18 protein-coding genes are annotated in these 21,044 nt (G+C 61.5%); 1 reads left to right on the forward strand and 17 read right to left on the reverse strand.

Annotated elements, in window-relative coordinates:
* Positions 1-63: 63 nt before the first annotated feature.
* From uvrC to BLV27_RS07505, 14 genes are all read right to left on the reverse strand, one after another.
* The gene (gene uvrC / locus BLV27_RS07440) at positions 64-1,932 is read right to left on the reverse strand and encodes an excinuclease ABC subunit UvrC (RefSeq protein ID WP_092644874.1); all 1,869 of its coding nucleotides are present in this window, start codon (positions 1,930-1,932) and stop codon (positions 64-66) included.
* A 303-nt stretch (positions 1,933-2,235) separates the two neighbouring features.
* Positions 2,236-3,006 carry an SDR family oxidoreductase gene (locus BLV27_RS07445; RefSeq protein ID WP_092644481.1) on the reverse strand — a complete coding sequence of 257 codons (771 nt, stop codon included), beginning with the start codon at positions 3,004-3,006 and terminating at the stop codon, positions 2,236-2,238.
* Positions 3,003-3,929, reverse strand: a complete 927-nt coding sequence (locus BLV27_RS07450; RefSeq protein ID WP_170831383.1) for a calcium/sodium antiporter — start codon at positions 3,927-3,929, stop codon at positions 3,003-3,005. Before BLV27_RS07450 ends, BLV27_RS07445 begins: the two co-directional genes overlap by 4 nt.
* A 168-nt stretch (positions 3,930-4,097) precedes the next feature.
* The gene (locus BLV27_RS07455; protein WP_092644483.1) at positions 4,098-4,904 is read right to left on the reverse strand and encodes a S49 family peptidase; all 807 of its coding nucleotides are present in this window, start codon (positions 4,902-4,904) and stop codon (positions 4,098-4,100) included.
* A gap of 64 nt (positions 4,905-4,968) precedes the next feature.
* Entirely contained in the window at positions 4,969-6,102 is a 1,134-nt protein-coding gene (locus BLV27_RS07460) for a flagellar basal body P-ring protein FlgI (RefSeq protein WP_092644485.1), read from the reverse strand.
* Positions 6,099-7,100 carry a hypothetical protein gene (locus tag BLV27_RS07465; RefSeq protein WP_092644487.1) on the reverse strand — a complete coding sequence of 334 codons (1,002 nt, stop codon included), beginning with the start codon at positions 7,098-7,100 and terminating at the stop codon, positions 6,099-6,101. The genes BLV27_RS07460 and BLV27_RS07465 overlap by 4 nt, the downstream gene beginning before the upstream one ends.
* Before the next feature lies 1 nt (position 7,101).
* Entirely contained in the window at positions 7,102-8,547 is a 1,446-nt protein-coding gene (locus BLV27_RS07470; RefSeq protein WP_092644489.1) for a FlgK family flagellar hook-associated protein, read from the reverse strand.
* A 27-nt stretch (positions 8,548-8,574) separates the two neighbouring features.
* A complete protein-coding gene (locus BLV27_RS07475) occupies positions 8,575-9,885 on the reverse strand; it encodes a flagellar hook protein FlgE (protein ID WP_092644491.1) in 1,311 nt (436 codons plus the stop codon).
* 150 nt (positions 9,886-10,035) lie between these two features.
* Positions 10,036-10,854 (reverse strand): OmpA/MotB family protein, encoded by an 819-nt coding sequence (locus BLV27_RS07480; RefSeq protein ID WP_092644492.1) that lies wholly within the window; start codon positions 10,852-10,854, stop codon positions 10,036-10,038.
* A gap of 54 nt (positions 10,855-10,908) precedes the next feature.
* The gene (locus BLV27_RS07485; RefSeq protein WP_092644494.1) at positions 10,909-11,451 is read right to left on the reverse strand and encodes a pyridoxamine 5'-phosphate oxidase family protein; all 543 of its coding nucleotides are present in this window, start codon (positions 11,449-11,451) and stop codon (positions 10,909-10,911) included.
* Entirely contained in the window at positions 11,444-12,460 is a 1,017-nt protein-coding gene (locus BLV27_RS07490; protein WP_092644496.1) for a lipocalin-like domain-containing protein, read from the reverse strand. The genes BLV27_RS07485 and BLV27_RS07490 overlap by 8 nt, the downstream gene beginning before the upstream one ends.
* Complete coding sequence (locus BLV27_RS07495; protein WP_092644499.1) at positions 12,450-14,825, reverse strand: FtsX-like permease family protein; 2,376 nt, start codon at positions 14,823-14,825, stop codon at positions 12,450-12,452. Before BLV27_RS07495 ends, BLV27_RS07490 begins: the two co-directional genes overlap by 11 nt.
* Positions 14,822-15,475: an ABC transporter ATP-binding protein gene (locus BLV27_RS07500; protein ID WP_092644501.1), complete on the reverse strand. Its 654-nt coding sequence runs from the start codon at positions 15,473-15,475 to the stop codon at positions 14,822-14,824. The genes BLV27_RS07495 and BLV27_RS07500 overlap by 4 nt, the downstream gene beginning before the upstream one ends.
* A gap of 91 nt (positions 15,476-15,566) precedes the next feature.
* Complete coding sequence (locus BLV27_RS07505) at positions 15,567-16,304, reverse strand: proteasome-type protease (protein WP_092644503.1); 738 nt, start codon at positions 16,302-16,304, stop codon at positions 15,567-15,569.
* A 201-nt stretch (positions 16,305-16,505) separates the two neighbouring features.
* Here BLV27_RS07505 and BLV27_RS07515 point away from each other — a divergent pair, with 201 nt between their 5' ends.
* Complete coding sequence (locus tag BLV27_RS07515) at positions 16,506-17,426, forward strand: DMT family transporter (protein WP_170831384.1); 921 nt, start codon at positions 16,506-16,508, stop codon at positions 17,424-17,426.
* Here the strand turns inward: BLV27_RS07515 and BLV27_RS07520 are convergent.
* The 3 genes from BLV27_RS07520 to BLV27_RS07530 form a co-directional block, all read right to left on the reverse strand.
* Complete coding sequence (locus BLV27_RS07520; protein ID WP_092644507.1) at positions 17,395-18,222, reverse strand: transglutaminase family protein; 828 nt, start codon at positions 18,220-18,222, stop codon at positions 17,395-17,397. The genes BLV27_RS07515 and BLV27_RS07520 overlap by 32 nt on opposite strands.
* A complete protein-coding gene (locus BLV27_RS07525) occupies positions 18,219-19,160 on the reverse strand; it encodes an alpha-E domain-containing protein (RefSeq protein ID WP_092644509.1) in 942 nt (313 codons plus the stop codon). The genes BLV27_RS07520 and BLV27_RS07525 overlap by 4 nt, the downstream gene beginning before the upstream one ends.
* A 172-nt stretch (positions 19,161-19,332) precedes the next feature.
* Positions 19,333-20,760 carry a circularly permuted type 2 ATP-grasp protein gene (locus BLV27_RS07530; RefSeq protein WP_092644511.1) on the reverse strand — a complete coding sequence of 476 codons (1,428 nt, stop codon included), beginning with the start codon at positions 20,758-20,760 and terminating at the stop codon, positions 19,333-19,335.
* Between the last annotated feature and the right edge of the window lie 284 nt (positions 20,761-21,044).

Below are 21,044 nucleotides of genomic sequence, written 5' to 3' on the forward strand. Positions count from 1 at the left end.
TGCCTTCCTATCGCGACGACCCACGTGGCACCACCAAGATTGCACTTAATAGATGGAATCCAGTCACCCTTTGTCGTGGAAATGCGCATGGATCTTCTCTGCCAAGGCTTCGGAGATGCCGTCGACCGCCTTGAGATCGGCCAGCGCCGCACGCGAGACGGCTTTGGCCGACCCAAAATGCGTGAGAAGAGCGCGCTTGCGGCCTGGGCCTACACCCGCGATTTCATCCAGCGGATTGGCGATAAGGGCCTTGGCGCGTTTGGCCCGGTGGGTCCCAATTGCAAAGCGATGGGCCTCGTCGCGCAGGCGTTGCACAAAATAGAGCACCGGATCGTTGCGTTGCAACGCAAAGGGACGCTGACCAGTCCGGTGGAACTCTTCCTTGCCATGATCGCGATCCACACCTTTCGCGACGCCGACCATGGCGACGTCCTTGATTTCAAGCTCCCTAAGGATTTCACGGACGGCGGACACCTGACCCGCGCCACCGTCAATCAGCAAAAGATCGGGCCAGAGTTCTGATTTTCGGTCGGGGTCTTCCTTGATGAGACGCTTGAAGCGGCGCGTCAGCACCTCCTTCATCATCCCGAAGTCATCCCCCGGCGTCAGTTCCGCATTGCGGATATTGAACTTGCGGTACTGCGATTTCTCCAATCCCTCGGAACCGGATACGATCATCGCGCCGACGGCGTGGCTGCCCTGAATGTGGGAGTTGTCGTAGACCTCGATCCGGCGGGGTGGTGCCGGCAGATCGAAAGCTTCGGCCATTCCCTTGAGCAGCCGGGTCTGCGTGGCGCTTTCCGACATCTTGCGGCCCAGGCTCTCGCGCGCATTGCGCAGGGCACCCTCCACGAGTTCCGCTTTCTCGCCTCGCTGCGGCACGAGGATTTGCACGCGTCGCCCTGCCCGCTCGGACAGCGCGTCGGCCATCAGATCCTCCTCCTCGACGCCATGTGAGAGCAACAGCATCCGCGGCGGCTCTTTGTTGTCGTAGAATTGACCGAGGAAGGCCGCCATCACCTCGCTCGGCGACATGTCTTCGGCCACGCGTGGATAGACATCCGCGTTGCCCCAGTTCTGGTTGGCGCGGATGAAGAAGACCTGGATACACGCCTGGCCGCCGTCCATGTGCAACGCCACCACATCCGCCTCGGGCACGCCTTGGGGATTAACCCCTTGAACCGACTGCACGTTGGTCAGAGCCTTGATCCGGTCGCGCAGGGCGGCGGCCCGCTCGAACTCCATCTCCTCGGAGGCGGTAGTCATTTCTTCGGCCAGCTTTTCCTGAATGCCGGTCGTCTCTCCGCGCAGGAACCTTTCGGCATCCTTCACGGCCTCGGCATAGGCGTCGGCGCTGATGAACCCAACGCAGGGCGCGCTGCACCGTTTGATCTGGTAGTTCAGGCAGGGCCGCGTTCGCCCTTCAAAATCACTGTCCGAGCAATTGCGCAGCAGGAACACCCGCTGGAGCTGATTAAGCACGCGGTTGACCGCGCCGGCGCTGGCGAAGGGGCCGAAATACTGTCCCTTCCCCTTCTTGCCGCGGTGCTTGCGGACTTGCGGGAACGCGTGGCTCGTCGTGACCTCGATGTTCGGGAACGATTTGTCGTCCCGCAGCAGCACATTGTAGCGCGGTTTGAGCTGTTTGATCAGGTTCTGTTCAAGCAACAAGGCTTCCAACTCGGTGCTTGTCGTCAGCACCATCATCGACGCCGTCTCTGAAATCATCCGCGAGATCCGGCCCGAATGCCCTTGAAGCCGGGCATAATTCGCCACCCGGTTTTTCAGATTCCGGGCCTTTCCGACATAAAGAACCCGGTTTTCCGCATCCAGCATCCGGTACACACCCGGCGACCCATCAAGCGTCCTCAGGAAACGTTTGATCACCTCTGGCCCGGTCGGTTTGGCGGTCTGGTTCGTCGTCTCAGTCATCGTCCCGCGATTCCCCTCGGCGCTGCCTCGGATGAAGGTCAGATTCAAGAGGGTTCGGTTTACCCTCTCTTGTGGATAAGCTTGGGGGCCAAATTCGCAGGCCCCTGTGTCACATAGAAATTATCACAAAACTGTTACGGTAGGGCCAGGTTAAGAAAATAATTAACAGACTGTTATTGAACACTTTATCAAGTGATACTCTAATGGGCATTCATCTGACTGCGTTTCCACCATCTCGATAATCGCTCCAACGGGCCAAGTGGAGAAACCTCCGCAATTTCCCTAGGTCAGCGTAAGTTAGGCCTATTCGACGCCCAGAATATCTGGTGTCTGCCAGCCCAGATGCTGCCCGCCATCCACACAGATCAGCTGCCCCGTCAGCGATTTTGCGCTTAGGATATAGCGAAGCGCGGCAACGATATCATCCACGTCCGCGCCCCGCTCCAAAACCGTTGCCGCACGTTGCGCGGCGAATTGTTTCGAAGACTGGCGCGCGCCTTGCAATGTCGGCCCCGGGCCGATCGCATTGACGCGAATGGCAGGAGCAAGCGCCTGCGCAGTCGTCTGCGTAAGCGTCCACAAACCCGCCTTGGCCAGCGTGTAAGTCATGAATTCAGGAGTCAGCTTGCGGACCCGTTGGTCGATCATATTGACGATACAGCCCGTCGCCAGTGGTTCGCCGTCAGAGCCAGGCTCAGGGGCTTGCGCAGCAAAGGCCTGCGTCAGGATCAGCGGCGCACGCAAATTCGACCCGAAATGCCGATCCCAGCTGTCATGCGTGGCTGTCTTTATCGTATCATATTCAAAGATCGAGGCGTTGTTGACCAGCACGTTCAGTGGCCCGCCCAGTGCATCAGCCGCGCGACCGACGAGCGCGTCACAGGCCTCCAGATCCAGAAGGTCGGCCCGCAGTGTTGCGGCGCGGCGGCCAACGGCTTCGACAGCCTCCGCCGTCGCCTGCGCGCCCGCCACGCTGCTGGCGTAATGGACGGCGACATCATAACCCAGTCTTGCCAGTTCCGTCGCCATCGCCGCACCGAGACGACCGCCCGCACCAGTGACCAGTGCCCTCATGACAGGGCCCACGCCAAGTACGCAAGATACATCGCCGAAAGGGAAATACCCCAGAGCCTTGTAATATTTCGGCCCAGAAAAACGAACGGCACCAAGAGCAAGGTCGCGCCCAGCATGACCCACAGATCCTTGGACAGGAAGCCGGCATCGACCGGGATCGGGCCGACAAGAACGGCAACCCCCATGATCCCCAACAGGTTGAACAGGTTGGATCCGATCACGTTGCCCAACGCCACATCGGCATGGCGCCGGATCGCAGCCATGACAGTCGTCGCCAATTCCGGCAGCGATGTTCCGATCGCGACCAGTGTCAGACCGATCACCGTCTCGCTGACGCCATAGGCACGGGCGATCGAGGTCGACCCCTCCACCAGCAGGTTCGCACCCAGCGGCAAGCCAATCAGGCCAAGAACCAGATAAATAGCCATTTTAGACCCCGAAAGGCCAGGTTCTGCGCCTTCGACCTCCACAACGTCCCCTCGGCTCGCCATGAATGTCACCGTCAGTACCGCGAAGAGCGCGGTCAACAGGATGATTCCGTGCCACCAGACCAATGTGCCCGTCAGGCATAGCGCGATGAACAGCACCGTCGCGGCCAGCATGTAAAAGAAGTCCCGCCGCGTATCGTGCCCGGACGTATGCATCACCGCGATCATCGCCGGTATACCCAGCACGAGCAGGACATTCGCCGTGTTCGACCCTACAACGTTACCAAGCGCCAGTCCCGGTGCCCCGTCCAGAATGGCCTGTACGCTGACCAGCAGTTCCGGTGCGGATGTACCGAATGCGACCACGGTCAGACTGACCACGAGTGCGGGAATCCCGAGGCGCAAAGCCAAATTCACCGCACCTCTTACAAGCGTGTCGCCCGCCGCGATCAAAATCACGAGGCCAAGCGCGACCATCAGGAATTCAATCAGCATTCAGCCTCAAGCCTTTCCACAGGGACACGGCCTGCGCCCGATCCGCGGCGTTCCACAATGGCGACATTTCCGGCCCGTAAGGCGCGCCTTGCCCGGAAACCGAAGGCGGCCAAACATGGCAAGGACGGCCATACCGATCAGGAACAGTGTGACAATCTTGAATATCATTCAGAGGCCAAACCTTGCCCAAGCCGCGTGGTTTTCGACCGATTGCAGCGCATCGGTCACAATTCCCGGCAAAAGCCGCTGCAGCAGGGGACGGCGTTGCCCGTGGTGGGTCAGTCGAACCTTGTCGCCGTATAGGGCTTTAAGTTTCGGCACCATATGCGCGACGCCATCGACCAATCCCAACTCCACAGCCTGAGCGCCGACGAATATTTCCCCGGTGAAGAGGTCTTGGTCGTCCCTCAGCCGGTCGCCGCGACGAGTTTTGACGTGTGAAATGAAATGATCGTGGATCTGTGCCTGCAGGGTCTTGAGCCGCTCGACGTCTTCCGCCCGTTCGGGACGGAACGGATCAAGCATCGACTTGTCTTCCCCCGCCGTATGAACCCGTCGTTCAATGCCGCTTCGAGCAAGAAGCTCATGGAAACCGAAGCCGGAGGAAATCACACCGATGCTGCCGGTGATCGAGCTGTCATCGACCCAGATGTCGTCCGCTGCCGCAGCCAGCCAATACCCGCCGGACGCCGCCACATCTTCGACGAAGGCATGCACGGGGCAGGAAGTCTCTTCCGCCAGCCGACGGATTTGTGCACCGATCAGCGCCGATTGAACGGGAGACCCGCCCGGTGAATTGATCGCCAAGGCAACCGCATCCGGCTTGCCCTTGCGAAATGCTTTTTCGATCAGCGGCGAAAACGAAGCATGGCTTATTCCTCCGCGCCCGCCCGAGGCGGAGATCACGCCTTGCAAACGCAGCACCGATACACGGCGGGCCTTTTGTCGAAAAGGGATTGGGAACCACTTTAGCATCCGGGGGATGTATAGCCCGACCCCATAGGGGACAAGGCACGGGCCGGAACTTTGATGCTTACTGTTACCGCACGATGAATTCTGCATGCAGCGCACCGGCGGCTTTAATGCTCTTGAGGATGTCGATCATATCCCGCGCCGAGACACCGAGGGCATTCAGCCCAGCGATTACATCAGATAGCGTTGTGCCCCCCTGAACCAAGGCAAGACCCGGGCCTGGCTCCTCCTGCAGAGCAACCCCGGTACGGGGTACGACGACAGTTTGTCCGTCAGAGAATGGATTCGGCTGCGAGACCACCGGTGCTTCTTCGATCCGGAGTGTCAGGTTATTCTGCGACACAGCGACTTCAGAAATTCGGACAGTGCTTCCCATCACGATCGTGCCAGAGGCCTGGTCCACGACGACCCTTGCCCTCTGCTCCGGAGTTACCGCAACATTTTCGATCGCACTGAGCGCATGCGCTGGAGACGCCCGATCTGCACGTGCGACATCTACAAGAACAGTCCCAGCATCCAGCATTCTCGCCACGCCACGACCGATCTCCTGATTAATCGCCGTCTCGACCCGCAGGGCTGTGGTGAAATCGGGATTGCGCAGTGCGAGGCGAATCTGCGTCATCGTCGTAAAGTCGAAATCAACCTCGCGCTCGACCCGCGCGCCGGCGGGAACGACGCCAGCCGTCGGCACCCCCTCTATCACTTTAGCAGCCTCGCCTGTTGCAGAGACGCCACCTGCGATAATCGTGCCTTGCGCCACGGCATAGATTTCGCCGTCCGCGGCCGTCAGCGGCGTCATTACGAGCGTGCCGCCCAGCAGGCTATCCGCGTCGCCGATCGCCGAGACTGTCACATCAATTTGCCCTCCAGAACGGGCGAAGGGTGGCAACGCGGCGGTAACGATAACGGCTGCGACGTTTTTCGGGCGAAACTGCTCACCGGTGACGTTCACGCCCAAGCGCTCGAGAATATTAGTCATGATTTCTTCGGTGAACGGCGCGTTGCGCAGGCCGTCACCTGTGCCATTCAGGCCAACAACCAGTCCATAGCCAACCAGATCATTGCCACGCACCCCATCAAATTCCACGAGGTCCTTGATCCTAATCGACTGTGCACTCGCAAAGGGTACCGCAACCAGAAGACATGAAGTCAGCGTCACGGTCAGTATGCCGGCTATCCGAAATCTGCTGGCCCAATTCATCGGAGATAATCCATCAGCCGCAGACGCGATCTTCGTGCGGTGACGGCATAGAGGGTTTCAAGGCGAGACATTTCGTTTTGCAAACGGTTGGCGACCTCAAGCGGATCAGCCCTAACCGCGTCTGAACGACGTATCTTCAGTTGCGTCTCTTCATGCGACATCTGCTCGGACAATAGGTCCGCACGCGCTTCGACACTACCAAGACCGCCCCTCAATTCTGCGAGCTTCGCAGCTGCGGCCACTGATCGGCGCGGCAGCTCTTGCGCCAGACTCTGCCGATCGGTTGGCGATAACGAAAAACCCGTGCTGGGTAAGGCGGAAACCAGTGCCGCCTGCTTGACGGCCTCGCGGATCGCCACATCACCGGCGTTGACCTGAATCGTCAAAGCCTTCCCCTGCCCGATCGGAAATTGCATGGACTGACCTGGGAAGTTCGACATAGCATTCGTTTCAACTCCCCCCCCTTGAGCAAAATAGGCGTCAAAAGCCTGCAGTAGAGATGCGACATCCGTCGCCGATTGGGCCAGTGCCGTTGTTTCAATCAACATGACATCCAGATCAAATGGGGGGTCACCCGAAGTATCTCCATTTGCGAATACTGCGCGTCCGGATTCCGCCTTGGACAAAGCGTTCACAACATCGCTCAGCGCCCCTTTTCCGGTTGCACCAAGCGTCGCAATGGGACCGGGGTCATTTCCCGTCAGGCCCGACGTAAGGGCTTCGGCGAGGCGCGTGCCAACGGCATCGACAAATCCGAGCGAGACCTGCGCGACGTCCATCCAAGTGGTGGCCCGGCTCAGCGCATCCTCGCGTGCTTGGAACGTTCGCAGATCATGGGAAACACGCGAATAAGCAGAGAAATCACTGCTCAAGGCGCGACCGGTGTCGAAATTCCGCTCTGTGGAGAGTTCTTCGTTCAATCGGTCAATCCGCTCTCTCGTGTCTGCGGCGAAATCCCGGGGCGCGAGAAATGACTGGAGGTGGCCGTCAGTACGCATCTCAGATCTCCGTTAATCTGTTCATCATGTCGCCAACCGCCTGAATGACACGGGCGTTCGCGGCATAGGCCTGCTCGATCTCAATCAAACGGCGCATTTCGGCATCGATATCGACCGCCCCGCCATCACGTTGCTCTACAAGACCAGTTGCCTCGTTTGTGCTGAAAGCGACCCGGTCTTCCGCCCGCAGACGGTCGGAGGAGAATAACGATTTGAGAGCGGCCGCGTGTCCGACTATGTCACCAGGTACCTCGGGCAAACCGGCAAGAACTGGAAGCGCCTTATCGGCCATGGCAGCACCATATCGAAGCAGGAGGCCAGAATCGCTGCCCGAGCCCTGATTTGCGGCCTCAATCCCGTCGCGCAATCGCCAGAGATCGCCGCCCCGTTCCGGAAGCACCTCCGAATTGACGGCAAGTCGCCCCGCAAGGCCTGGAACAGGCATGGGCATCAGCGCCCCACCCGATTCCGTGAAGAGGCCCGGAGCTCCAGCGGCCCGGGTCGTATCAACCGTTGGATCTTCGAACCGGTCGATCAAGTCCGCAGCCAGACTGTCGAAACGGGCTGTCGCTTCGGGCGCGATGTTGTCACGCAAATCGAAATTGGCGGCGAGGCGACCTCCGGGGATCCCCGATGCAGCACCGGACACGGCAATGGGACGACCGTTGACCGTAAGGCCGGACAACTGCATCGGATAGCTCATATCCGGCATAATCGGCGCGCGTGGGTTGAACCCGAATTCCGCGGGCTTCCCATCAAGCAGCATCACCCCGCCGGCAGACACCAGTGCGACTACACCGCGCTCGCGGGGCAACTCGTGTAAAGGGACCTGCTCCGAAATCCTGTCGATCAGGACAGTACGCTGGTCAAGCAAGTCCGCCGTGTCACTGCCCCCAAGACTCAATCGCCTTATGTCAGTGTTCAGACGAGCCACATCCGCGAGATCGGCGTTGAGTTGGACCACCCCTTTGCCGATATCGGAATCCGCTTTCTGTCGGGCTTCCATGACGGCATCGTCAAGATTGTTCACGAGCGATACGAGATCTATCGCCGCCTCGGCGACCTCCAGCAATCTGACTTCTGACTGGGGTTCTGCTGCGCTCGACAAAAATGCAGCATCCAGCCGTGCGAGCCGGTCCTGCAAGCTTCCCGCTTCCTCGGGGTCGCCGACCACTCCATCGATCCTCCCGAAGAAAGCCGAGAAAACTTCATCGCCTGCCTGCCGTGACTGCGCTTCGCGACGCAGCGGGACAAGTCGTGTGTCCATCTCGCGGGTGACCGTGGCTGTCGAGCCCGGAGCGCCAACACCGGCTCCGGTAACGTTCACGTCTCGCCGGACGTAACCGGCACGGTCCGCATTGGCCACGTTGCGGGCCACGATCTCGGCACGCCGGGAATTGATGTCCAACCCGGCGACAGCGACGTTCATGGATGAAGATAGACTCATGACGGACCTCCAGGGTCAGACGCGCGATCAGCGCTTGATATTGGTGGTTTCCTGCAACATCTCGTCCACGGTTTGGACAACCTTGGCGTTCGAGCTGTAGGCGCGCTGCGTTTGGATCAGTTGCGTGAGTTCCTTGGCGACATCGGTCGCGCTCTCCTCCCGAGAGAAGCCGACCACGTCGCCAACCGGTCCATCGCCCGCATCCCAGAGGTAGAGCTCGCCACTGTCGGAAGAGACCTGGTAGGTTTGATTTGCCAAGGGCTTCAGCCCGTTGGGATTCGGGACATCAACGATCGGAATCTGGTAAAGTACCTTCGTGAAATCACTGTCATAAACCGCGATGAGCATTCCTTGCGCGTCCACCTCTACCGACACGAGATTGCCGACCGGAGAGCCGTTCTTGCTGACAGAGAGCGGTGCAAACGTGTCGGACAACTGGGACAGGCCTCGCGCCTCCAGCGGGCTGCCAATGTCGATTTCGAGCGGGCCGCCTGCCACAGCGACAGCGATCATCCCGGTGGCGGCATCATAGTCGCCGACCTCTCCGGTCACGACGGTGGCGATTGTGCCACCAAAGTCACGCGTGTCATCGAAGGTGATCGTGAATTCGCCTACAAGCGCGCCTGCCTGAGCCCCATCATTGATGCTAACGGTCCACTCGTTCGTGGCGGCGGTCGCCGGTGGCGTGGGCAAGGTGGGCTGGAATGTAACATCTAGGTTCTCTGCCTGCCCGAGGTTCCCGAAGTATTCGAGAGCCATCGTGCGGGGGTCGCCCGAACCGTCGGCATTGGTGTCGGTGGACGGCAAATTGACGCCCAGCGTGATGCGCGTGGTCGCGTTGCCCTCGAATTGGCTTTCATAAATCCGGACGGGTTGAAGCCCGCCGGCAGAGTCCCGCGGATACCCGGGAATTTCACCATTCTTATCCGCAGGCCATCCCAGCAAGACCTGGCCGCCGGTGCTGCGTAGAATACCGTTTTCATCTGCCTTGAAGGACCCGGTCGTAGTCATACGCAACGGATAGTCCCCGTTTCCACCCAGCGCCGCCGAGATTGGCGTGACCGGAAGCATGCCGCGACCGGTGATCGCAAGGTCGGTGGGGTTGTTCGTCGTAATCGTCGGACGACGCTCTTCGATCACCTGGCCGGTAGTGACGCGGACCCCGCCCGCAGAATAGCCACCGCGGCTTTGATCCAGAACCAGAGAGTGGAAATCGGTCACCGCCCGCTTGTAACCGAAGGTGCCGGAATTCGCTATGTTGTCGGAAATCGTCGCGAGGCGGCTGGCATTCGCGTTCAGGCCCGTCACACTGGCATTAAGGGAGGAGGAAATCGACATCTTCGATCCTTTCTGGAAAACTATGGGCTTGCGGCGTCTGCAACAGAATGGCCGCACCACCTTGCAGGCATCCTTCCCACCCCGAGGTTAAGGGGCCGCTAACGCCTGTGGAATTTTCGCGGCACCGCGCCGATAGGATGATTCAATTTCTCATCTTCCATCCACGCGGGGCGGCACCGTGTCGCGCAGCACGACCAACTCGATCCGGTTGTTTCGCGCCGAGAGAGGATTCGACGCAACCGGACGCCGGTCAGCGTGACCCGTGATGCGCACGACCCGGTCCAGGGAGATGCCGGCTTGCGGCAGGGCGCGACGGACCGCATCCGCGCGGTTCTGCGAAACCGGCCAAACCCTTGGGTCCCGCGCTACGACAGGTTCGGACGCGGCAAAAGCCTCGATGGCGAGCGCGTTCGGCACAGAGGTTATTTCCGGCGCAACCGATGCCAACAGTTGAATCATCAGGTCCGTCGGCACTCCATCCGCGAAAAGAGGGGATCCCGCCAAGGCAAAGAACTCGATCACAAGGCCCTGATCGGTGAGCCGCACCGTGACGTGGCGCAAGAGTTCTTCATCAACGAGGCTGTCACCGCCCTTGCCCATTATAGCGGCCTCCAAAACCTTGAGCGTGCCGTCTTCTTCGGTCGATCCATTGGCTTCAGAGTTGGTGATGCCCCCGCGACCCATCTGGATTCGGCTGGCGTCTGCCGACATGGCGCGGCCACCCAAGGCCCCCTCGCCGCCGCCCGACGTTGCACTGAGCGCGATGGATGGGCTGAAATAATCGGCCAGGCCCCTGCGCTGCTTGTCCGTTGTCGCGTTCAGCAGCCACATCAGCATGAAAAACGCCATCATCGCAGTTACGAAGTCAGCGTAGGCGACCTTCCAAGTTCCGCCATGATCCGCCGTCCGAACGAAGACCTTCTTCCGCTTGATGATGACCCGTTTTGTATTGTCGTCCTTGCCTGTCATGTGCGGCCCTCCGGCCTTCCAGCCTAGGTCGAAAACATGAAGAAGCCGTTAGTGTCAGGGCGCGACCCATTCCCCGCGCGAACCTTTAAAGATGGCCCGCCGATGGGGATCATGCGACAGCGACACGACATCCATGCGACGCACCTCGCCAGACAACGCAACGAAGCGCGCCTGCTCCGGCGTGCGGGTGACCACCTCGGGGGCTTCGATCGGCGTGCCCGGCGCGGGGTTCGTGCCGTAATTGAGTCGGGCAATCTGCGGTATGCCCGCCCATCGGCAGCCCTCGGCGCGGAGGAGAGTCATCGTCACTGCCAACCGGACCTGAATTTGAGAAGCGGCATCCCACAAGAGTACCTCGGCCCGCGGCTCTGCCCCGAGCGCGCGCACCTTGTCGGTTCGCAGGTCGGAATGGACCTCAATCGTGCCAGCCGTTCGATCGGCCCCGCGCAGGCCAACCGTCCGCGCTTGCGGCCCCCCCTCGCCCATGGTGGCCAACGTGACGAAGCGGAATGGGTCACTCGACTCCGCGACACCGCGATCCAACCTATCCCAGACGTGGGTCAACAGCGTTTCTAGCGAGAGAAAGGGGTCACTCATAGCCAGTCATCTCCAGATATCCCGTTGCACCGTGACTGCCCGTCGCGGTCACCGGGCCTTCCCAATAGGGAAACAGGGTCGCCTGCCAGCTGTCATCGTTCACGGCTTGAACTGTCAGATCGATCTGCTGCGCGGGCAGGGCCAGATGCCAGTCGACAGGGACCTGACGACCGGCGACCTGCGCGGTGCGCAGCGGCTCCAGTCTAAGCGCATCGCCGGAGTAGGGCGTGAGCGTCCCATCGGGCGCAATGTAGGACGCATAGTGGAAGCCAACCCCACCGCGCAGATTGAAAGCCATAAGGCGGGCACCGTCCTCCAGATGGAGCGAGAACCAATCCCAACCCTGCTGATCGTCCTCAAGGGGCTGTGAAGACCATTCCCGGTCAAGCCACCCCTTCCCCGTCACCGCGACCGGCCCCGACGGCAAGTCCAGCGTACCGGCCACGCTGTAGAACGGTTGCGAATAATAGTAACTTGCCTGCCCTGAGGCCGACTTGGTGGAAAACCCGTTGCGGCCATGAAAGACCAAAGGGCCTTCTGCGGACAGTTCCAGGTCGTACCCGGCTTCAACCGTCGCGGCCTTTAGGGTCAGCGTGTCCAGCGTTGGACCCCGCAATGACCAGTCGTCGATCCATGCCTCAAACGGGTCCGCCCTCACGCCCGCCTGCCCGACGCCCCCGCGCGCGAACCGTTCCCCCCCGTAGTGATCTTCGGGAGAAGTCACACCGAAATGCCCCATCCACACCTGCGGCCCTGTGGGCGTGAGGGCGGATCGGAAAAGTGTGTATTGCACGCCATAGTCGTTGCCATCCGCATCCTGCAACACAGCCGTCAGATACCACCATTCGATGCGGAAATCTGGGTGCGCTCCATGATCGGCGGGAAAATCAAACACGGGGTCCGGCGCAGGAAGGGCAAACCCTTCGGCCCCCTCCCCCAACCCGGCAAAGCCCTGGGCATGGACCGGCAATGCCAGGATCGCGGCAAGCAGGATCAATTTAACGTTCATGGGCAAACACCTTCACCAGGTCGGCAGGGGCCATTCGCCAGAGCCGCCATGCCGGCAGCAGCGCCGCCAGGCAGGCCGCCGCCATCGCCGCAAAGGCGAGAATAATCCAACCGGCGGGGTCGGCGAGCAGCGGCAGCCGCCATCCGAAGGCCTGCACGTTCACCACCGCCAGAAGAACCCAGGCCAGCGCCACGCCCGTCGGGACCGCCAGCAACGCCGTCAACGCCGCCAGCAGTAGCGCGCGCACCACGTCAGCCTGCGCCAGCCGCGCCCGCGTAATGCCAAGCGCCCAGACCGGTGCCACCTGCGGCATGCGCATCGCACCCAGCGTCGTAAGCGAGGCCCAAAACGCGAAAGCGGCCACACCCAGTGTCAGAACGTTCAGCGCAGCTGTCACGGCAAAGGTCTGCTCAAAGATGGCGATCGCCGCAGCTTTCACCGCCGCCTGCTGCTCGATCCGGTCGGGCGGCAGGTCGAACCGCTCCGCCAACTCGGCGGCCAGTGGGGCAGCCTTTTCCGGGTCCAGCCGCAATCCGAAGGTTCGGAATGCGGCATCCGGGAAGACGGACAAGAAGGTCCCTTCATTCAGGATCGCCTGCCCCTTGGGATTTCCGTAATCCGAATAGACTCCAAGGATCTGCCGTGCGCCACCCTGTCCCAGATCAACCTCATCCCCGGCCCATAAGCCTTCGCGCCGGGCCAGTTGTTCGTTCACCAGTGTCCCTTCGCCCGCCGCAAGCCTGTCCCAGACCTGTGGCATGCCATCAAGCAACGGCCAGTTATCGCGGAATGTCGGGTGGTCGATCTGGGCGAAGATTTCACCCGGCGCACCCTCCAGCAATGCGGGAACGACCGCGACCGGCAGAACGGCGTCGACGCGCCCTTCAAGGAAGGCGCGTATCTCGGTCGCCTGCTCGACGTCGACCGCACGAACATAGAGTTCCGCGGCCAGCCGTTGATCCAGCCAGCCGGTGAACGTCGCGCGAAAGCTGCCGACCATGGTGCCGACACCGACGTTTGCCGCCAACGCGAGAAGGAGAGCCATCAATGCCAGGCTCAACCCGGGCACCTGTTGACGCGCATCGGCCCAGAGCCATTGGGTCAGCGCACCCTTGGCAGTCCGGGCCCCAGCGTCCAGCACCATCGTCAGGATCGGCGGCAACAGAAGCGCCGCCCCCAGCAAAAGCGCCCCGAGACAAGTGAAGCCGATCATCAAACCCTTGCCAAACAGGGCCAAAATACCGGCAATCACCAGCAAGCCCACCCCGCCGAGTCCCTGTCGCTTCAAGGTTGCCGCGCGCGCGCGCGCCCAGGCCCGCGGCATGGCCGGGGCCAGAACCGGAAGGTGCGCCAATTGCCAGAGGCTTTGTCCGCCCGCGACCGCCAGGCCGATGCCCGCCATCGCAAAGCTTGACAGCCACCACACCGGGGACAGGCTCAACTCCCCGGCGACGCTCGCACCATAAAGTCCCGACAGCGTGGCCGCGACTCCGGGCAAAAGCAGTGCCGCCACGACATATCCCAGCAAGATGCCCACCGTCCCGGCCACCAACGTGAACACGACCAGTTCCGCCGCCAGTAGCATCGTCAGACGCCCGGCGGGCAGGCCCAACGCCCGCAGAGTTCGGAACAGAGGGCGGCGCTGTTCGAACGCCAGGCCAATCGCGGCATGTACGATGAACAGCCCGACCGCAAAGGCCAGCAGCCCGAAGGCCGTCAGGTTAAGGTGAAAACTGTCGGTCAGCCGCGCGATGTCAGACCCGGCCTGCGGCTGCACAACACGGGAACCGGGGAACAGGTCGGGTAGGGGTGTCAGGCCATCGCGCGAGCCGGACAGGATCAGCAAGCGCGTGATACGGTCAGTTTGCAGGATAGCCTGAGCTGCGGCGATGTCCGCGAGAACGGTGCCCGGCACCAGGTCGGGTGCCGCCTGCGCGGACGGCAGCCCCTCGGGCAGGTCGATGCCCGGCGCGGTGAAGACAACCTCTCCTGTCAAGAACCCAGCCAGACCGTTTTCCGCGGTTAGATCCGGCGTCGCGGGGGATGGCGGGGCCGTGAACGGGTCGATGCCAAGCAGCCGCAGGGATGTGCCCGGCACTCGTCCCTCCAGAACCGGCGTCACGATCCATCCCGCGCGCCGTGCCTTCGCGAAGTCGTCCAGCGTCAGCCCCCCTTCCAGCCTTGGAAGGCTATCTTGCGCAAGCGTGGCGGCGGCGCGGTCGTACGACAGCCGCGCCTGGGCATTGATGGCCTGCACACCGACCCAAAGCCCCGTGGCCAGCGCCAGCCCGATCACCAGCGTCAGCAGTTGCAAAGGGTGTCGTCGCCAATGCGCCAGCAAGGCCCCTAGCGCAGCGCGGTTCATGCCACACGTCCGGCGCGTAAATGCAGCCGCTCGTCCAGCATGTCCGCCAGCCGGATCGAATGCGTCACCATAAGAAGGCCCGCGCCGGTCTCGGTCACCATATCGCGCATCAAGGCCATCATCGCGTCGCCTGTCGACTCGTCCAGATTGCCCGTCGGCTCGTCTGCCAGAACGAGGCGCGGCTTCGCGATCAATGTCCGTCCGATTGCGACGCGCTGCTGCTGTCCGCCGGAAAGTTGCTCGGGGAAGCGGTCGAGGTGCCCCAACAGGCCCAGACGCTCGGCCAGCTCTGCGATATTCCCCGGTTCCCGTCCGGCAAGACGCGCGTGGAATGTCAGGTTGTCGCGCACGCTGAGCGATGGGATCAGGTTGAACTGCTGAAAGATCAGCCCGACCGCGTCCCGCCGCAACGCCGCGCGCGCTCCATCTGACATCTTGGCGATGTCGTGGCCCTCAACCTCGATCGCGCCGGTATCCGGTATATCGAGGCCCGCGACGAGGTGCAGCAGTGTAGATTTGCCCGACCCGCTTTCACCAGTCAGCGCAAGCGTCTGTCCCCTGTTCAATTCAAATGACACGCCACGCAGAACTGGCTGCGGGCCATCGGTTGTCTCAAAAGATTTTTCGACGGCGCGAACAGACAGGAGCATGGGTGGACGGTAGCGGTCGGCCGGGCGACTTCAACAGACAAAACGCCCCGACCCCGACGGGGTCAAACCCGTATCGGCTTCCGCGGCAAGATCAGTTGTCGAGCGTGACGTCCGGCAAGCTGTCGAAGGCGTTGCGCAATGCATCCGACCAGCCATCGGAAACGGCCCGCCAGTCTGCGTCGGTATCCTCGATCCGGCGTGTAAGTCCGAGTTTAAGGCTGTCCGACTCGTAGATCTGAAGATCCAGCGGCGTGCTGACCGACAGGTTGGCCCGAATGGTGGAGTCGAAGCTGACCATCAGCAGCTTCACCGCCTTGGCGAACTCCATGTCCTGATCATAGGCCCGCACAAGGATCGGACGACCGTACTTGGTTTCTCCAATCTGGAAGAACGGCGTATCGGCCTGCGCCTCGACGAAATTGCCTTCAGGATAGATCATGTAAAGCCGGGACGGCCCGCCCTTGATCTGCCCACCGAAGATCATCGTGGCATTGAAGGTCGAGCCGGCGTTCGGCCCACCGTCACGCTGCTCAGCGATGACGTCCTTGAGGGTCTTGCCGATCAGTCGGGCGGCCTGGAACATCGTTGGCGAACTCAGGATCGTGGGGTCGCGATCCGAGTGGTGCAGGTTGCGCTCATCCAGCAGGCTGACGACGGCCTGTGTCGTCGCAAGGTTGCCTGCGGTCATCAGCATCATCGTGCGTTCGCCGGGGACTTCCCAAGTGTGCATTTTTCGATAGGTCGAAATGTTGTCGACACCCGCATTCGTGCGCGTGTCGGACAGGAAGACGAGGCCGCGGTCAAGTTGCAGGCCAACGCAGTAGGTCATGGGAAAAGTCCGATATCAGGTTGGATCACGCAGGGGAGCTGGCAACTTACAAACATAAACCTGTAGTACATTACCAATTGGTCGATTTGCGCCAACGTGCACCCCATCGCGGGGAAGATTGTATATATGGTGGCCCTTGGGTGACACATATACAAGCACCCGATCCCCGAAATACCGCGCCGCCACCACGAGAGAATGCTCATGATTCCATTGCGCACCGATCAACTGGCAACGATGGTTGTTGTCGCCTCGGGCGGTCTGTGGGGCTTTTACTGGATTCCCGTGCGTGCGCTCACGGATCTGGGTCTGGCCGGGGCTTGGGGGACACTGGCGATCACCGGCGGCGCGGTTCTGGTGCTATTGCTCCTGTTGGCACGGCATCGGGCGGCCCTTTGCAACGCGGATCGTGTGGCACTCGGCTATATCGCGCTCGGCGGGGCGGCCTTTGCGCTGTATTCGATCAGCTTCGTCTACGGGCGCGTTGCAATCGTCATCCTGCTCTATTTCCTGACGCCGGTCTGGAGCGTGCTGATCGGTCGATATGTGATGGGCTGGCGGACGACACGTCTACGGCTGCTTGCCATCGCTGTCGGGCTGACTGGCCTCGCGGTCATGCTGGGAGCAGACGGCCAGGCCCCGATTCCACGCGGCTTCGGGGAATGGATTGCCCTCGCCGCCGGGGTACTGTGGTCGGTCGCGACGACGGGCATGCGGGTCAGGTCCGACCTGCCACCCCTGCCTTCGGCTTTCGTCTTTGCATTGGGGGCTACGGTCGTTGCCGCAATCATGGCCCCGATCCTGGACCCGGTTCCGGTTGATGCGCTGACCGCCGGGGCCTCGTCGTTGGCGATGGTGGCGTTACCGACGGGCGCGCTATGGTGGGGCCTGTCGACGATCGGCCTGATGTGGGCGGCGGTACGGTTGGACCCAGCACGCGTTGGCATGTTGCTGATGAGCGAGGTGCTGGTCGGGGCCGCCTCCGCCGCCCTGTTGGCGGGTGAGCATATGGCCCGGCTTGAAATCATCGGCGGAGCGCTGGTTCTTTTTGCGGGCGTGCTGGAAGTCTGGCCCGATGCCCGAGGCGGCGAAGCTACTGCTGCGCCTGCGCCACCGAAACGCTGACATCCATTGCTTCAAGCCCGGCACCGCTGCGCACGCCGGAAATCGGTGCCGCGTCGGAATAGTCCAGACCTGTCGCAACACGCACGTACCGTTCATCGGGCGAGATTCCGTTCGACACGTCGAACCCGACCCAGCCCAACCCTTCGATATGGGCTTCGGCCCAGGCGTGGGTGGCATCCTGATCGTCCTGCTCGTTCACCCGCAGATAGCCCGATACGTAGCGCGCCGGCACGTCCAGAAGGCGGGCGCAGGTGACGAAGATGTGGGCGTGATCCTGGCAGACACCGATACCCGCCGCGACGGCTTCCTCGGCGGTCTGGGTGACGTCCATTTCGCCCGTGTCATATCGCACGGTCTCGCGAATTGCGGTAGCCAGTGCGTGCAGCTGATCCAAAGGCGACTCAATATCCCGTAGGTCGCGTACGAGGCCCAGCGTGCCGCTGCCCCGCCGGGTCAGGTCAGTCGCGCGCAAGAACATCCAGAGCGGCATATACCCCTGCTGCTGACCGATGACGCCCAACTGATCCGTAACCCTGACGGTGCCCTGCGCGGTGATCGTGATCTCCTGCTGGCCCGCGTTCGCGGAAACGAGTTGGGTCCGATTGTGGTGGCAGTCGTCAAATTCCAGCTCAACCTGGCCACCGTCGATCTTGGTGGTCCAGTCCAGCACCTGTTGGCCAGATCGGCTCTTGGGCGTCAGACGCAACTGTTGCAGCGCATAGCTGATCGGCGCAGTCCACCGATAGGTCGTGGAATGGCTGATCTTGAGCGTCGTCGTCTTCGGTGCATCGGTCATTGGCTGAACCTGTAATCTCGTTCGATCTGTGCGGCGAGTTGCGAGTTGCGGCGCAGGAAATCCCGCAAGAACTGGTGAAGACCCGTCTCGAATACGCTTTCTATGGTCGCATGATGAAGGTCGTTGCAGATCTCGTCAGACAAATCGTGACTGGGCATGCGGATACCGTAGTCCTTCTCCAGGTAGCCCAGATTGTCACCGATCTTGGCGTAGCAGAACGCAAGGCTCCGCGGCAGCCGACTGTCGAGCATGAGGAACCGCGCAATGTCGGTGGGCCTGCGCGTGCGCCCATGAAGCGTGCGGAAGGCACCTTCGGCAGCGACCGAGCGCAGGATCATTTCCCATTGGGCGTTATCCAGCGGTGAGCCGACGCCCGCAGCAGACGGCAGCAGCACGTAGTATTTAACATCCAACAGGCGCGCTGTGGCGTCCGCCCGTTCGATGAATGTGCCAAGGCGGGCAAAGTCATAGACATCGCGGCGAAGCATGGTCCCGTGAAGCGCCCCACGCACGAAAGCGGAGCGTTGCTTCACGATCCCAAGAACGCGCGGCAGATCCCGCGAGGCCACCTTGCGGCCAAGCTCTTCCTTCAGCGTCATCCAGCATTCGTTCACGGCTTCCCAGACCTCGCGGGTCAGGCCGGTGCGAACCAGGCGCGCATTTGTCCGGGCGTTTTCGATGCAATTGAGCACGCAGGACGGATTGTCCTTGTCGCGCAGGACCCAATTCACCACCTGATCGCCCGTGATATCATCATGGACGGCCATGTAGGCGTCGTAGGCTGATGCAGTCTTGAGCACGCTCGCCCATTCGCCTTCGGCCCGGTCCGGACGAGTCAACGCGATACGCTGCCCCGTCTCGATCAGCCGCGCAAGGTTTTCGGAACGCTCCAGATAGCGGAACATCCACATCAGGCCACCTGCGGTCTTGCCGAGCATCAGGAATATCCTCCGGTCAGGGGAATGTGGCCGAGTGCGCCGGGTTCGGCGCGCGAAACAGGCGGAACTGGTGCCATATCCGCGCGCGCAATCTGCCCGCATGAACAAACTCGGCAAGTCACGTGACGCAAAGCGAATGAATGCTCCCTTTCGGAGCCGATCGATCTCGGCATCAGTCTTCCTCCAGTACCCAAGTGTCCTTGGTACCTCCGCCCTGTGACGAGTTCACCACAAGGGATCCCTTCTTAAGTGCTACGCGCGTCAGTCCACCGGGTGTAATCTCGATGCCGTCAGGTGAAACCAGCACAAAGGGGCGCAGGTCCACGTGCCGCGGCGTCAGGCCCGCCTTCGCGAAGATCGGACAGGTCGACAACGACAACGTGGGCTGCGCGATGTAGTTGCCAGGCCGGGCTTTCAGTTTCTTGCGAAACTCGGCGATGTCCTTCTTGGAGGCCGTCGGACCGATCAGCATCCCATAGCCGCCCGATCCGTGCACTTCTTTGACGACGACATCTTCCAGGTTGTCGAGCACATAGCCCAGGCTGTCCGGATCGGAACACCGCCATGTCGGCACGTTCTCCAGCAAGGCCTTCTCGCCCGTGTAGAACTCCACGATTTCCGGCATGTAGCTATAAATCGCCTTGTCATCGCTGACCCCTGTTCCGGGCGCATTGGCGATGGTAATTCCACCGGCCCGGAAGACATCAAAGATACCGGGCACGCCCAGTTGGCTGTCGGACCGGAAGTTCAGCGGATCGAGGTAGTCATCGTCCACCCGGCGATACAACACGTCGATCGTCTTGTAGCCTTGGGTGGTGCGCATCGCGATGCGACCGTCCACGACCCGAAGATCGTGCCCCTCGACAAGTTCGACGCCCATCTGGTCGGCGAGAAAGCTGTGCTCGTAATATGCGGAGTTGTGGATACCCGGCGTAAGAACCGCGACAACCGGGTCCTGCTCGCACTTGCGCGGCGCGCATGCGGCGAGGGAGGCGTGGAGGTTCTGCGGATAGCTGCTGACGCGGCGAACCTTGTTTTGCGCGAACAACTCCGGGAACATGTGTAGCATCGTCTCGCGATTTTCGAGCATGTAGCTCACGCCCGACGGTGTGCGCGCGTTGTCTTCGAGAACGTAGAACTGATCCGGTCCGGTGCGTACAAGATCGACACCGACGATGTGGGTATAAATGCCTCCGGGCGGCTCCACCCCGATCATCTGCTGCAGAAAGGCGTCGTTGCGGGCGATCATCTCGACCGGAAGAACACCGGCGCGGACGATCTCCTGCCGATGATAGATGTCATGCAGAAAGGCGTTGAGCGCGCGCACGCGCTGCTCGATGCCCTTGGTGACCTTGGCCCATTCGCGGGCTGCGATGATACGCGGCACGATGTCGAACGGGATCAATCGCTCCGCCGCTTCGGACTGGCCGTAAACATTGAAGGTGATCCCGGTGAGGCGGAACACGGCCTCGGCTTCGCGGGCCTTGGCGCGCAGGTGGGCCGGGTCCTCTGAGGAAAACCAGGTCTCGAATGCCTGGTAGGCGTCGCGCACAGACGTATCGGGGCGCAGCATTTCGTCGAACGGAGTATCGTTTTTCATCCGCCGATCCTGCGGCCTGCTTCAGCAGAACGCAACCAACCAAGCGGGCCGCCCCGTTCAACCAGCCGGCAGCGCGCAAATTTAGGGCACTTTATAAAATGACGGGCCCCAAACCGGTACACATTGTGAGAGGACGAACCAGCGCATCAACCCGAAGCGAAACGGTGAACGTCAGGCTTCGGCATGGGCCTGCGGTATCGAGACGGCAGGTCGTCATTCGGCATCCAGGCGTCGTCGCCAGCCCCATTCGCTTTGCCATCGGGACAACGGATGCTAGCTAAACC

This window comes from Jannaschia faecimaris, from assembly GCF_900107415.1.
In the GTDB taxonomy this organism is placed as follows: Bacteria; Pseudomonadota; Alphaproteobacteria; order Rhodobacterales; family Rhodobacteraceae; genus Jannaschia; species Jannaschia faecimaris.

Coding starts and splice junctions, on each gene's coding strand:
- uvrC (WP_092644874.1), bottom strand. CDS start 1,932: ATGACTGAGACGACGAACCAGACCGCCAAACCGACCGGGCCAGAGGTG.
- BLV27_RS07445 (WP_092644481.1), bottom strand. CDS start 3,006: ATGAGGGCACTGGTCACTGGTGCGGGCGGTCGTCTCGGTGCGGCGATG.
- BLV27_RS07450 (WP_170831383.1), bottom strand. CDS start 3,929: ATGCTGATTGAATTCCTGATGGTCGCGCTTGGCCTCGTGATTTTGATC.
- BLV27_RS07455 (WP_092644483.1), bottom strand. CDS start 4,904: ATGCTAAAGTGGTTCCCAATCCCTTTTCGACAAAAGGCCCGCCGTGTA.
- BLV27_RS07460 (WP_092644485.1), bottom strand. CDS start 6,102: ATGAATTGGGCCAGCAGATTTCGGATAGCCGGCATACTGACCGTGACG.
- BLV27_RS07465 (WP_092644487.1), bottom strand. CDS start 7,100: ATGCGTACTGACGGCCACCTCCAGTCATTTCTCGCGCCCCGGGATTTC.
- BLV27_RS07470 (WP_092644489.1), bottom strand. CDS start 8,547: ATGAGTCTATCTTCATCCATGAACGTCGCTGTCGCCGGGTTGGACATC.
- BLV27_RS07475 (WP_092644491.1), bottom strand. CDS start 9,885: ATGTCGATTTCCTCCTCCCTTAATGCCAGTGTGACGGGCCTGAACGCG.
- BLV27_RS07480 (WP_092644492.1), bottom strand. CDS start 10,854: ATGACAGGCAAGGACGACAATACAAAACGGGTCATCATCAAGCGGAAG.
- BLV27_RS07485 (WP_092644494.1), bottom strand. CDS start 11,451: ATGAGTGACCCCTTTCTCTCGCTAGAAACGCTGTTGACCCACGTCTGG.
- BLV27_RS07490 (WP_092644496.1), bottom strand. CDS start 12,460: ATGAACGTTAAATTGATCCTGCTTGCCGCGATCCTGGCATTGCCGGTC.
- BLV27_RS07495 (WP_092644499.1), bottom strand. CDS start 14,825: ATGAACCGCGCTGCGCTAGGGGCCTTGCTGGCGCATTGGCGACGACAC.
- BLV27_RS07500 (WP_092644501.1), bottom strand. CDS start 15,475: ATGCTCCTGTCTGTTCGCGCCGTCGAAAAATCTTTTGAGACAACCGAT.
- BLV27_RS07505 (WP_092644503.1), bottom strand. CDS start 16,304: ATGACCTACTGCGTTGGCCTGCAACTTGACCGCGGCCTCGTCTTCCTG.
- BLV27_RS07515 (WP_170831384.1), top strand. CDS start 16,506: ATGATTCCATTGCGCACCGATCAACTGGCAACGATGGTTGTTGTCGCC.
- BLV27_RS07520 (WP_092644507.1), bottom strand. CDS start 18,222: ATGACCGATGCACCGAAGACGACGACGCTCAAGATCAGCCATTCCACG.
- BLV27_RS07525 (WP_092644509.1), bottom strand. CDS start 19,160: ATGCTCGGCAAGACCGCAGGTGGCCTGATGTGGATGTTCCGCTATCTG.
- BLV27_RS07530 (WP_092644511.1), bottom strand. CDS start 20,760: ATGAAAAACGATACTCCGTTCGACGAAATGCTGCGCCCCGATACGTCT.